General features: G+C 35.7%; 9 protein-coding genes. 5 read left to right on the forward strand and 4 right to left on the reverse strand.

The annotated features are described in order from the left end of the window. Window positions 1-297 precede the first annotated feature (297 nt). Genes lpdA through aceE form a run of 3 tightly spaced genes read right to left on the reverse strand, consistent with a single transcriptional unit; the run spans window position 298 to window position 6,010 of the window. Entirely contained in the window at window positions 298-1,722 is a 1,425-nt protein-coding gene (gene lpdA / locus A9G45_RS08700) for a dihydrolipoyl dehydrogenase (protein ID WP_065567466.1), read from the reverse strand. A gap of 16 nt (window positions 1,723-1,738) precedes the next feature. Beyond that, a complete protein-coding gene (gene aceF, locus A9G45_RS08705; RefSeq protein ID WP_081297872.1) occupies window positions 1,739-3,331 on the reverse strand; it encodes a pyruvate dehydrogenase complex dihydrolipoyllysine-residue acetyltransferase in 1,593 nt (530 codons plus the stop codon). A 12-nt stretch (window positions 3,332-3,343) separates the two neighbouring features. Further along, complete coding sequence (aceE, locus tag A9G45_RS08710; RefSeq protein ID WP_065567467.1) at window positions 3,344-6,010, reverse strand: pyruvate dehydrogenase (acetyl-transferring), homodimeric type; 2,667 nt, start codon at window positions 6,008-6,010, stop codon at window positions 3,344-3,346. A gap of 373 nt (window positions 6,011-6,383) precedes the next feature. On the opposite strand from aceE, the gene lipB reads away from it, so the two are divergent. Both lipB and lipA read left to right on the forward strand, forming a co-directional pair. After that, complete coding sequence (gene lipB / locus A9G45_RS08715) at window positions 6,384-7,004, forward strand: lipoyl(octanoyl) transferase LipB (RefSeq protein ID WP_065567468.1); 621 nt, start codon at window positions 6,384-6,386, stop codon at window positions 7,002-7,004. A gap of 10 nt (window positions 7,005-7,014) precedes the next feature. After that, entirely contained in the window at window positions 7,015-7,974 is a 960-nt protein-coding gene (lipA, locus tag A9G45_RS08720; protein ID WP_065567469.1) for a lipoyl synthase, read from the forward strand. A gap of 38 nt (window positions 7,975-8,012) precedes the next feature. On the opposite strand, the gene A9G45_RS08725 is transcribed toward lipA, so the two are convergent. Then, a complete protein-coding gene (locus A9G45_RS08725) occupies window positions 8,013-9,785 on the reverse strand; it encodes a DUF3413 domain-containing protein (RefSeq protein ID WP_065567470.1) in 1,773 nt (590 codons plus the stop codon). Between the two features lie 189 nt (window positions 9,786-9,974). Between A9G45_RS08725 and A9G45_RS08730 the strand changes: the two genes are divergently transcribed. The 3 genes from A9G45_RS08730 (at window position 9,975) to A9G45_RS08740 (ending at window position 13,111) form a co-directional block, all read left to right on the forward strand. After that, window positions 9,975-11,747, forward strand: a complete 1,773-nt coding sequence (locus A9G45_RS08730; protein ID WP_141673649.1) for an AAA family ATPase — start codon at window positions 9,975-9,977, stop codon at window positions 11,745-11,747. Window positions 11,748-11,863: 116 nt separating this feature from the next. Further along, the gene (fabA, locus tag A9G45_RS08735) at window positions 11,864-12,385 is read left to right on the forward strand and encodes a bifunctional 3-hydroxydecanoyl-ACP dehydratase/trans-2-decenoyl-ACP isomerase (RefSeq protein WP_065567471.1); all 522 of its coding nucleotides are present in this window, start codon (window positions 11,864-11,866) and stop codon (window positions 12,383-12,385) included. A gap of 204 nt (window positions 12,386-12,589) precedes the next feature. Then, window positions 12,590-13,111 (forward strand): thermonuclease family protein, encoded by a 522-nt coding sequence (locus tag A9G45_RS08740; protein WP_255307136.1) that lies wholly within the window; start codon window positions 12,590-12,592, stop codon window positions 13,109-13,111. Window positions 13,112-13,234 lie beyond the last annotated feature (123 nt).

The raw sequence follows: 13,234 nt of genomic DNA on the forward strand, positions 1-13,234 counted from the left end.
AAAATTGAATCTTGGAGTTGAGTTAAATCCCAAAATTGTGAAAAAAACACTAAAATTAAGATGATTAAATTTAAATGAAAAATATTAGCAATTACGCAAACTATCATGATAAATAGATGACCTACTCTTTCATTCAATTTTATTAAGATCCATACTAAGTATATTTAATTCAGTTTTATTTTATTAAAACACTTTATTTTCGGAAGCGTTTTGACAAACAAATTTATTTTAAGACAAATAAAAATGCCGTTAGTTTGAGCTAACGGCATTTTATTAAGTATATAAATGACTTATTAACTATTTCTTCTTCGCTTTAGCATTGGGTAAATCAGTGACAGAGCCTTCATAAATTTCCGAGGCTAAGCCAATTGATTCATGCAATGTTGGGTGCGCATGAATGGTTAATGCGATATCTTCTGCATCACAGCCCATTTCAACCGCTAAGGTGATTTCACCCAGTAATTCACCGCCATTAGCGCCAACTACCGCACCACCTAACAAGCGATTATCTGCTTTATTGAAGATGAGTTTTGTCATCCCCTCGGAACAATCAGATGCAATAGCACGTCCTGATGCTGCCCATGGGAAGATTGACACTTCATAATCAATGCCTTTTTCTTTCGCTTCTTTTTCAGTTAAACCAACCCAAGCTACTTCTGGCTCAGTATAAGCGATAGAAGGAATGGTTTTTGGATCAAAGAAGTGTTTTTTACCTGCAATCACTTCGGCTGCAACATGACCTTCGTGTACGCCTTTGTGCGCAAGCATTGGCTGACCAACGATATCACCAATAGCATAGATGTGTGGTACATTGGTACGCATTTGCTTATCGACTTCAATAAAACCACGATCAGTCACATTAACACCTGCTTTTTCAGCACTAATTAGCTTACCATTCGGTGTACGACCAATTGCCACAAGTACCGCATCATAAGTGTGGGTTTCAGTGGTGCCATCTTTCTTTTCCATGGTGACATAAATTGCATCATGCTTTGCTTCAACAGTAGTCACTTTGGTTTCTAAACGTAAAGTGAATTTCTTCTGGATCTGCTTAGTAAAGACTTTAATAACATCTTTATCAGCTGCTGGGATCACTTGGTCAAACATTTCAACCACGTCTACTTCTGAACCTAATGCATGGTAGACAGTACCCATTTCAAGACCAATGATTCCGCCACCCATTAATAATAGTTTTTTCGGAATCGTTGTTAAAGCCAATGCATCTGTAGAATCCCAAATACGCGGATCATCATGCGGAATAAACGGTAATTTAATTGGGCGAGAACCCGCTGCAATAATCGCATTATCAAAAGTAATTTTAGTGATACCTTTTGAAGATGTCACATCCATGGTATGACTACCCGTAAATTGTGCTTCACCTTGAATCACATTGACTTTGCGCATTTTTGCCATACTAGCAAGCCCATTAGTGAGTTGACTAATGACCTTTTCTTTCCAACCACGTACTTTGTCTAATTCAAGTCTCGGCGTACCAAAATGGATGCCATGTTCAGTTAATGATTTTGCTTCATCCATTACTTTAGCAACATGAAGTAATGCTTTTGATGGAATACAGCCTACATTTAAACAAACACCACCAAGTGTTGAATAACGTTCAACAAGGGTAACATCTAGTCCAAGGTCAGCCGCGCGGAACGCAGCGGAATAGCCCGCTGGTCCAGCACCTAAAACAACAACCTGTGTTTTTACTTCTTGACTCATAATCTGTTTTCCTCCACTACATCACTAAACGACGTAAGTCGGATAATACGTTAACAATATGGCTTAAGAAGCGCGCACCATCAGCACCATCAATAACACGATGATCGAATGATAATGATAAAGGCAACATTAAACGTGGCGTAAACTCTTTACCATTCCAAACTGGTTTCATGCTAGAACGTGACACGCCTAAAATGCCAACTTCTGGCGCATTAACAATTGGTGTAAATGAGGTCGTACCAATGCCACCAAGGCTAGAAATGGTAAAACATCCACCTTGCATATCACTGCCAGTTAATTTACCTTCACGTGCTTTTTTGGAAATTTCAGCAAGTTCACGAGAAAGCTCAATAATGCCTTTTTTATTGACATCTTTAAATACAGGAACAACTAAACCATTAGGCGTATCCACAGCTACACCAATGTTAATGTATTTTTTGATAATTAAGGTTTGCGCATCTTCAGATAACGAGCTATTAAAGCGCGGGTATGCCGTTAACGCACTAGCTACTGCTTTCATGATAAACACAAGTGGCGTTATTTTAAGATCAAGTTTCTTTTTATCAGCTTCGGCATTTTGTTGTTTACGGAAAGCTTCCAAATCAGTAATATCTGACTCGTCGAATTCAGTAACATGTGGAATCATTACCCAGTTACGGTGTAAATTAGCACCCGATACTTTTTGAATTTTCGTTAATGGTAGCGATTCAACTTCACCAAATTTACTGAAATCAACTTTTGGCCATGGTAATAAACCAGGCAATGCACCACCAGTAGCCCCGCTTTCAACTTGTTTAACCGCATTTTTAACGTAAGCTTGAATATCTTCACGTAAAATACGATTTTTAGGGCCTGTCGCTTGCACTTTTGCAAGGTTCACACCAAATTCACGCGCTAAACGACGTACAGATGGGGTTGCATGGGCATAAGCATCATTTTCAATGAAATCATTACCTGATGATGCAGGAGCTGATTTTGCCACAACAGGCGCTGCTGGCGTTGGCGCAACTTTTTCAGCAACAGGAGCCGAAGAGGCTTGATTTGCTGTAGTAGCAGAAGCTACACCAGTAGCGCTTTCAAATTCCATGATTTTGGAACCTGTTTTCACTTTATCGCCAATTTTTACTAGGATATTTTCAACTACGCCAGCAATGGTTGCTGGTACTTCCATTGAAGCTTTATCACCTTCAACAGTAATTAATGAATCATCAACAGCAATAGTGTCACCAACTTTAACCAAAATCTCTGTTACTTCAACTTCATCGCCACCAATGTCTGGTACATTGACATCAACAACTTGGCTTGCTGCTGGCGCAGCCGCTTGCGCAGAAGCTGCGACTTTCGGCTCTTCTTTTGCAGCAGCTGGTGCACTTGCACCATCTGCATCAAATACCATGATGTCAACACCAGTTTTGACTTTATCACCAACTTTCACAATAATTGATTTAACAATGCCTGCTTGTGGAGCAGGAATTTCCATTGAAGCTTTATCGCCTTCAACGGTCATAATTGACTGATCAGCGTCAACTTTGTCACCAACATTAACCAGAATTTCAGTCACTTCAACTTCATCACTACCAATGTCAGGTAACTTAATTTCAATACTCATTCTTTTTACCTCTTATGCAATACGTGGATTAAGTTTATCTGCATTGATTTCGAATTTTTTAATTGCTTCTTCAACAACGCTAACTTCAATATCACCACGTTTAGCAAGTTCACCCAATGCTGCAACTACAACATAAGATGCATCAACTTCAAAGTGATGGCGTAAATTTTCACGGCTATCACTGCGTCCAAAACCATCAGTACCCAGTACTCGATAACTTTCAGCTGGTACAAATCCACGAATTTGTTCAGCAAAAAGTTTCATATAATCAGTGGAAACAACCGCAGGATTGTTATTCATAATTTGAGCAACATAAGGAACTTTTGGTGTTTCGCTTGGATGTAACATATTATAACGCTCACAATCTTGACCATCACGAGCAAGTTCAGTAAATGATGTTACGCTATAAACATCTGAGCTAATACCATAATTTTTAGCCAGAATATCAGCAGCTTCACGTACATGTCGTAAAATTGAACCTGAACCTAATAGCTGCACAGTTGGTTTGCCTTTTTGACCTTCAACGGTATCAAGTTTATAAATACCACGACAAATCCCCTCTTCTGCACCTGCTGGCATTGCAGGTTGTGCATAGTTTTCGTTAAGGGTGGTGATGTAGTAATACACGTTTTCTTGTTCGCCATACATACGACGTAAACCGTCTTGCATAATCACAGCCACTTCATACACATAAGCAGGATCATAAGAGATACAATTTGGAATAGTTAATGATTGAATATGGCTATGACCATCTTGATGTTGTAGGCCTTCACCGTTTAATGTTGTACGACCAGATGTGCCACCGATCATAAATCCACGTGCTTGTTGATCGCCAGCCGCCCACATTAAATCACCAATACGTTGGAAACCAAACATAGAATAGTAAATGTAGAATGGAATCATTGGGTAATCATTAGTGCTGTATGATGTTGCAGCCGCTAACCATGAAGCAGTTGCACCACATTCATTGATCCCTTCTTGTAGAATTTGCCCTTTTTCATCTTCACGATAATAAGCAACTTGTTCCCTATCTTGCGGTGTATATTGTTGACCATGAGGATTATAGATGCCAATTTGACGGAACAAACCTTCCATACCAAAAGTACGCGCTTCATCAGCCAAAATTGGTACTAAGCGTGGCGCTAATTCTTTATCCTTAAGCATGATATTAAGTGCACGAACAAAGCCAATTGTGGTTGATATTTCTTTTGATTGTGCTTCAAGTAATGATGAAAATTCGCTTAATGCTGGAATTGAAACACTGCCAGAGAATTTTGTTAATCTTGATGGAACGTAACCATGTAAGGCATTACGGCGCTCATGAATATATTTATATTCTGGAGTATGTTCTTCAAATTTAATATAAGGTAATTTTTCGAGTGCTTCATCTGTCACAGGAATATTAAAGAAGTCACGAACATGGCGAACTCCATCCATATTCATTTTTTTCACTTGGTGGGCAATATTTTTAGCTTCTGCTGCATCACCCATACCATAACCTTTAATGGTGTGAGCAAGAATGACTGTTGGACGATCTTTAGTCTCTTTTGCTCGTTGGAATGCTGCAAACATTTTAGCTGGATCTTGACCGCCACGGTTTAATCTGAAGATTTCTTCATCAGTCATATCTTTAACAAGCTCTGCTGTTTCAGGATATTTACCAAAGAAATGCTCGCGAACATAAGCGCCATCTTTAGATTTTAATGTTTGATAATCGCCATCAAGCGTTTCATTCATAAGTCGGATTAATTTACCAGACTTATCTTTTTGCAGAAGTTTATCCCAACGATCACCCCAAAGAACTTTAATCACGTTCCAACCTGCACCAGCAAAAACACCTTCTAATTCATTGATGATCTTACCATTGCCTGTTACTGGACCATCTAAACGTTGTAAATTACAGTTGATAACAAATACCAAATTATCCAGTTTTTCACGTGTTGCAACGGTAATTGCACCTTTTGATTCTGGTTCATCCATCTCTCCATCACCTAAGAAAGCATAGACGGTTTGTTCAGAAGTATCTTTAAGTCCACGGTGATTTAAATATTTTAAGAATCGTGCTTGATAAATTGCACTAATAGGTCCAAGCCCCATTGATACTGTAGGGAATTGCCAGAATTCAGGTAATAACTTAGGATGTGGGTAAGAAGGTAATCCTTTACCATGTATTTCTTGGCGGAAATTATCAAGTTGCTCTTCTGTTAAACGGCCTTCAAGAAATGCTCGTGAATAAACACCTGGTGAAATATGTCCTTGGAAATAAACTAAATCACCACCATCTTTTTCATTACGTGCACGGAAAAAATGGTTAAAACATACTTCATAAAAAGTGGCTGCGGATTGGAACGATGCCATGTGCCCACCAAGTTCTAAATCTTTTTTAGAAGCTCTAAGCACCATCATAATTGCATTCCAACGAACAATTGAACGAATACGTCTTTCGATATCCCAATCACCCGGATAAGGGGGCTCTTCTTCCACAGGAATTGTATTAATATAGTTACTGGTTGAAGATCCGAAAAGTAAAGGAACACCACCATCTCTTGCTTTATTAACTATTTGTTCAATAATATATTGTGCACGTTCAATCCCTTCCTCGCGAATAATTGACTCAAGGCTTTTGAGCCAATCTTGTGTTTCAATGGGATCGATATCATTCACTTGCATATCCGACATATAAAAACCTCTTTTTTGTTAAAAAAAATGCAGCATTTGCTATCCTTAGCTATAAATAACTATATAAATTACAACTCTGCATTATGGAGCTTTATTAGCATAAGTCTGCCATTTTCATAAAAAAAGTAAAGCAAACCATAGCTTATAAAAGAACGTTAATTCCTATCAAATTAATCAACTATTTCAATGGTAATATTGAAAGTTATGTTAGCTGTTTGATAAAAACCAAATTTTATTGATAAATAAATACAAAAAAATAGTCAAAATGTCTATATCGGAATTACCTACAAGTTGTCAAAATATAGTAAAATCTGTTATATAATGGGAAATTTTAAGTTAATATCAGCTAATACCAATGGCAATAAGCAACATCATGATCATAAATAATGTCATTATCAAAGATTTAAAAATTCAATCTTACGGACAAACTTATCAGGCGATGCATGACTTTACAAAAAACCGTAATGAGCACACTCCAGATGAAATCTGGCTAGTTGAACATGATCCCGTATTTACCCAAGGAAAAGTAGGCAAGGCAGAGCATTTATTAAATCATACTGATATCCCTGTTATTCAAAGCGACCGTGGCGGTCAAATTACCTATCATGCACCAGGTCAACAAATTATGTATATTTTGTTTGACTTAAAACGTCTTAAGATTGGTATTCGTGATATAGTTAGTTATTTAGAAAATAGTGTCATTCAAACATTAGCTCATTATGGTATTATAGCCCATGCAAAACCCGATGCTCCAGGAGTTTATATTGACCATAAAAAAATTTGTTCGCTGGGTTTGCATATAAACCGAGGTTGTACACTACATGGACTAGCATTAAATATTGATATGGATCTTACTCCTTTCAATAACATTAACCCTTGTGGCTACGCAGGATTACAAATGACGCAGTTAAAGGACTATGTGTCAAAATTTAACCGCAAAGAAATACAACAGTTATTAACTGATAATTTTATTAAGCAGTTACCCCAAAGATAAGATACCAATTATGCAAAATAATGAAACAACAATCAGAAGCTCAAAATACCGAGATGCTGACAAAACACGTTTAATTCCAACAATAACATTAGAAGACACCAAACCACTAAAAAAACCAGAATGGATGCGAATAAAATTATCCGCTCACTCTGATAATATTGCGCATATAAAAAATACCATGCGAAAACATGGTTTACACTCTGTCTGTGAAGAAGCATCTTGCCCTAATTTGGCGGAGTGTTTTAACCATGGCACAGCCACTTTTATGATTTTAGGTGATATTTGTACGCGCCGTTGCCCATTTTGTGATGTAGCACATGGTAGGCCATTACCCCCAGATCGAGAAGAACCAATCAAGCTAGCTAAAACAATTCAAGAAATGAAACTGCGTTATGTTGTTATTACCTCTGTAGATAGAGATGATTTAAAAGATGGAGGTGCGAGCCATTTTGCATCTTGTACTCAAGAAATCCGCGCCTTAAGCCCAAATATAAAAGTTGAAACATTAACGCCTGATTTTCGTGGTTGTATTGATGAAGCCGTTGAAATATTGAGTGAAAACCCACCTGATGTATTTAATCATAATTTGGAAAATATCCCTCGTTTATATAAAAGGATACGCCCTGGCGCTAATTATGAAGGATCGCTCAAGTTATTATCAGCCTTTAAAGAAAAGCACCCTGAAATTCCAACAAAATCAGGATTAATGGTTGGGCTCGGCGAAACAAACGAAGAGTTAATTCAAGTATTAAAAGATTTACGCAGCCATGGCGTTACTATGTTAACATTGGGTCAATATTTACAGCCAAGTAAATATCACTTGCCAGTTGAGCGCTATGTTTCACCGCAAGAATTTGAAGTCCTGAAACAAACTGCATTAAATATGGGATTTACACATGCCGCTTGTGGGCCTTTTGTCCGCTCATCTTATCATGCAGATCTACAAGCTATGGGTAAAGAGGTGAAGTAATCTTCACCCTCTTTTTTATTTTTAAATCAGCAAATAAATCAATTATCCACCACCATAAAACGGCGATTTTCGGTGACTATCTGTAAGAATATTGGCAAGCTAATTTTTTCACCTTTTTTTAACTTGCCATTTAAATCGTAAATCTTAGAACGGCCAGATGCGTCTAAAACTACTGTTTTATCATCATAAATCGCAGCAATAGTATTCTCATCACCCACAACTAACCATTGCCTTGTTTTAGGGCTAAATAGGCTTTTTCCTTGGCTATACTGCCGTGGTGGTGTAGTGACATAAAACACATCTTGCATTAATGTACACATAATATCGGTTTGCGAGGTCGCTTGTGTTACTTGTGATTTTTCTTTACCTGGCCATGATATAATCAGAGGGACTTTTAATAAGTCACGACTAAAGCCACTACCTGTATTGCGTAAAGCTATTTTTTTTGCTTCATCAATTTTAATATTATTCGAGCCTGTAACAATAACAATTGTATCATCACTGGCATTAGATAATTTTAAATAAGTCATTAATGATGCAATATTCTGATCTAATTTTTTAGCTTCTAATTGAAGGCCAGATATAGCAATTTTTTTGTTTTTATCACCTAACGAATATTGAATTATAGAAAATGAAGGCGCATGATTATCAATATTATTCTGTTCTTTATGCCACGCCATCCAGCTTTCGGTTATTTGTTTATTGGTTTGTTTTTTAGGCTCTGATATTGAAAAATTAGATAACAATGCAGAACGATATAAAGGCTCTGCAAATCCATCAACCGAAAATAAGCCTAAATTATATTGTCGTTTAGTAACAGCCTCAAATAATACCGACGGTTTATGCCCAACAAGAATGCTATCATAGTAATTAGGATCTAATCCATAAAACAATGAAAAATTATTCAAATAAGGTTGATTACTTGCAACATAATGATTAGTAAAGGCGATGTTATCTTGAGCAAACTCATTAAGCTTTGGCATATATTTACTTAATAAATCAACATTCCATCCATCAATAGTAATGATTAGAACATTGTTTTTTATTGGTTGTTCATCATAAACGATACGCCCTAAAGGATACTCAATTGCTATTGCAAAAGGATTCCCCTCTTGAGTCACGCGATCACGATAACCATTTTCTTTCATAAATCCATAGCGTTCAAGAAAATGACGAGCGGTTAAAGGATAAGAAAGCGGCAGGCTTGAGCGCTGCATAGTAATTGGACGATAAAAATTAGCATCAGCCCAAATATGAGTCAAGTGCGAAGTAACAAAGCAAATAATAAAGGCAATCACAACAGGCTTTGCATAGCATTTACGCTTACTTAAACTACGTAATTTTTTCCAGCTCCAAACTGAAAATAGAATCTCAATTAATAAAATAAACGGAATGATAATAAATATTGAACTTAAATAAGTAACTTTTTGTGATGAAAATAATTGCCAAATAGACAAATTTAAATGCATTCTAAAATGCGAAAAAACCTCAATATCAATAAGTAATAATGAAATACCAACAGTTGCAAAAACTGTTGCAATAATCCTTTGCCATCGAGATGAATGAATAAAAAAACTTAAAGGAAAAAGTAGAACTAGGTAAGCAATAAAAGTCAAATAGCTAAAATGGCCAATCGCACTAATTATTGCATAAAATCGCCCCATAAAAGTGCGAGGCCAATCTGCAATAATTAGATATTGACTACCAAGTATTATTACGATAAAAATATTAAACAACGTAAACCAATGTCCCCAACTAACAATTTGAGAGGAACGTTCATCTTTGAAATAGGTATTTTTGATTCTGAGCATGTTTAGTCGTTGATAATGATGATAGTGATGCAAAATAAACAATAAATTGTGACTTAGTCTACCTGATTTTGAAAAATCTTTCCGTAATTTTTTTATTTGTTACCATAAAGATTTTGGTAATCTGTTGGCGATACAACGGATACTTGTTATAATTTGCAGATGAAATAAGCTAACAAAAAGACAATAATTTTGGCAATTACACAACTCAACACACAACAGATCCAACCTAATTTATCATATATTTCTGATCTTAAAAACAAAACTAATTTTTCAGCAGCATTAACGCCAGAAAAATCGAAGCATTTACTCAAGTGGCAACCCCGTGTTGCCTCCGCTTTGTCACGATTATGCAACAATAAAAAAGAATGTTATAATCCACGTTTTATGTTGCTTAAAGCGCCTGAAAGTGAGCTTTTTTTTGGTTTACTTCGACAAGCAATTAAATCAGACTTATCTTTCTCATCATTAGGCTACAGCTATTTTTTTAGTGAAAATAAAATTACACTAACTGAGGCAAAAAGCAAACAAGATAATTTTGCAGCTCAAGATAATTGCCTATTTGCATCTTCTATTGATACTGAAAAACTTTTTGGCTGTGTTAGACAGCCTGAAAATAGTCCAATAAAATTACAACCTGGGATTGTTCATCGTGTTAATGGTGGTGTTTTAATTTTAGGGCTTCGTTCATTACTTAGCCAACCTTTGTTGTGGGCAAAGTTAAAACAAATGGTAATGAAACAAGAATTTGAGTGGGTTTCTACAGATGATTCCCATCCTTTACCTTTATCAATTCCATCTATGCCACTTGATTTGCGGGTTATTTTAGTTGGAGATAGATTGAGTTTAGCAGAATTACAAGATTTCGAGCCAGAATTTTTTTCAACTTCAATTTATGCTGAGTTTGAGAATGAATTGAAAATCACTTCATTTGAGCAATTTGAGTTATGGATTGATTACCTAAACTTTATTGCAAATAAACAAGGCTTGCCGAATATTGATACTTCGGCAATTTCTACAATATACAAAGAAGCCACTCGCTACACTGGTGACCAATATTATCTCCCTCTTTCGGTTGATTGGATTAATTCACTATTAGCTAATGCTTCACACTTTATGCAAAATTGCTCAATTGATGAATCTGCAATCACTACTGCAATCAGGCAAAAATCATGGCATGAAGATTATTTGCAAGAAAGATTATATGATGATATTTTCAACAATCAAATAATGATTAATACTAAAAATCAAATTGTTGGACAAATAAATGGCTTATCAGTCATTGAATATCCTGGGCACCCAAAAGTTATTGGTGAGCCTACGCGTTTGAGTTGCCTTCTCCAATTTGGCGATGGCGAGCTAATTGACATTGAACGCAAAACAGAATTAGCAGGCAATATTCATTCAAAAGGGATGATGATAATGCAGGCTTTTATTATGTCTGAATTTGCGATCAATCACCAATTACCTTTTTCAACTTCTTTGGTATTCGAACAGTCCTATAATGAAATTGATGGTGATAGTGCTTCGCTTGCTGGGCTGTGTGCAATAATTAGCGCTTTATCGCAACAACCTATCGATCAGCAGTTGGCAGTAACCGGGTCAGTAGATCAGTTTGGGCATGTTCAATCGATTGGTGGTGTGAATGAAAAAATTGAAGGTTTTTTTGCTGTTTGTAAGCATCAAGGTTTAACTGGTCAACAAGGCGTGATCATTCCTGCTACCAACCAACGCCATTTAAGTTTAAATGATGAAGTTATTGAAGCAATCAAACAAGAAAAATTTTCAATATGGACTGTTGATCATATTGCTGATGCACTTTATCTACTTACTGGTATCCCCTATAAAGATAAAAATAGCATTAATCTTTACCAATTGATTCATGCTCGTATGCAAACAGCACTATTACAAGACAAAAAACAAGATAGTTGGCTTAGTAAATGGCAAAAATATTGCAAAAATTAACAATACCCAATAAACTTTAGCCCAAAATTTTATTGATTATGAAGTAGAAATAGAAAGCTCGATAACTTTCAATTTTCAAAACATATTTTAATTTACATTAAATAAAAGGTTTTTTTATGACATTTGAACGTAAATCATCGTACGATAAAACAGATTTAATAAAATCAGGAAATAATGAATTATTTGGTCATGATGGGCCTCCATTACCATCTGATTTAATGTTAATGATGGATCGTATTATCGAGATGAATGAAAACGGTGGTAATTTTGGCAAAGGTTTTGTCGAGGCAGAACTGGATATTAATCCTAATTTATGGTTTTTTAAATGTCATTTCAAAAATGATCCTGTTATGCCAGGCTGTTTGGGTCTTGATGCTATGTGGCAACTAGTTGGCTTTTATTTGGGCTGGATAGGCGGCAAAGGCAAAGGACGAGCTTTAGGTGTTGGTGAAGTAAAATTCACGGGACAAGTATTACCAACTAATAAAAAAGTGACCTACAAAATCCATTTCAAACGGGTAATTAACCGCAAATTAATCATGGGAATCGGTGATGGTGAAGTTTTTGTTGATGGTAAGCTTATTTACCAAGCATCTGATTTAAAAGTAGGTCTATTCCAAGATACCAATGCTTTTTAATTAATTTAACACTTGCTTTCGTCAGCCTTATCTAATATGGATAAGGCTGCATAACTAACTTTTCTAATTTAATCAAAAATAACAACACTTAACCTCTGAGCCATATTTTTATTAATACGGCCTAGAGGATGGACAATCATTAAATAAGTGCTTAACCATTAATTAAACAAAACACCACCGCAGCTTCGTGATTTTTAACAATCAATGTATAATATTAAAAACTTTTATACTATTCTTACTATTTCAATGAACCATTTAGCTCGTTTATTTTTTTGTATTATTTTATTTTGTTTATCGAACACGTTAGTATATGCTGATTTTAGTGGCAAAGTTATTAAAGTGATTGATGGCGACACTGTGGATATTTTAACTGTCAAAAAACAAAAAGTCCGTGTTCGTTTACTTGATATCGATGCCCCAGAAAGCACACAAGCCTATGGTAATGCATCACGAAAATATTTAGCCACACTCATTGCTAGTAAAAATGTTTTTGTGAAGGAAAACAAAAAAGACATCTATAAAAGATGCTTAGGGACTATTTTTTTAAATAAAATAAATATTAATGCCAAAATGGTCGAAAGTGGTTATGCTTGGGCATACCGTTATAAAGGCGTTGCTAATAACAAAATGATGGTAAAATTAGAAAGAAGTGCAAAACAAAATAAAAAAGGATTATGGAAAGATAAACATCCAATAGCTCCTTGGGATTTTCGGCATAATAAGTGATAAGCAAATTATTAAATTTAGATAAAGAGTTTTTAGCTTTTTTAGTAAATTTATGCTGTTTTACAAGTTAATTCTTGGTTTTGAAGAAATTTGTTGCTTGCTTTAAACTTTGCAACTTATTGT

This window comes from Gilliamella sp. HK2 (assembly GCF_001690265.1).
In the GTDB taxonomy this organism is placed as follows: domain Bacteria; phylum Pseudomonadota; class Gammaproteobacteria; order Enterobacterales; family Orbaceae; genus Gilliamella; species Gilliamella apicola_C.

What these genes read in the sequence shown, in the direction of transcription:
- lpdA (WP_065567466.1), bottom strand. Translation starts at nt 1,722, where the DNA reads ATGAGTCAAGAAGTAAAAACACAGGTTGTTGTTTTAGGTGCTGGACCA.
- aceF (WP_081297872.1), bottom strand. Translation starts at nt 3,331, where the DNA reads ATGAGTATTGAAATTAAGTTACCTGACATTGGTAGTGATGAAGTTGAA.
- aceE (WP_065567467.1), bottom strand. Translation starts at nt 6,010, where the DNA reads ATGTCGGATATGCAAGTGAATGATATCGATCCCATTGAAACACAAGAT.
- lipB (WP_065567468.1), top strand. Translation starts at nt 6,384, where the DNA reads ATGATCATAAATAATGTCATTATCAAAGATTTAAAAATTCAATCTTAC.
- lipA (WP_065567469.1), top strand. Translation starts at nt 7,015, where the DNA reads ATGCAAAATAATGAAACAACAATCAGAAGCTCAAAATACCGAGATGCT.
- A9G45_RS08725 (WP_065567470.1), bottom strand. Translation starts at nt 9,785, where the DNA reads ATGCTCAGAATCAAAAATACCTATTTCAAAGATGAACGTTCCTCTCAA.
- fabA (WP_065567471.1), top strand. Translation starts at nt 11,864, where the DNA reads ATGACATTTGAACGTAAATCATCGTACGATAAAACAGATTTAATAAAA.
- A9G45_RS08740 (WP_255307136.1), top strand. Translation starts at nt 12,590, where the DNA reads ATGTATAATATTAAAAACTTTTATACTATTCTTACTATTTCAATGAAC.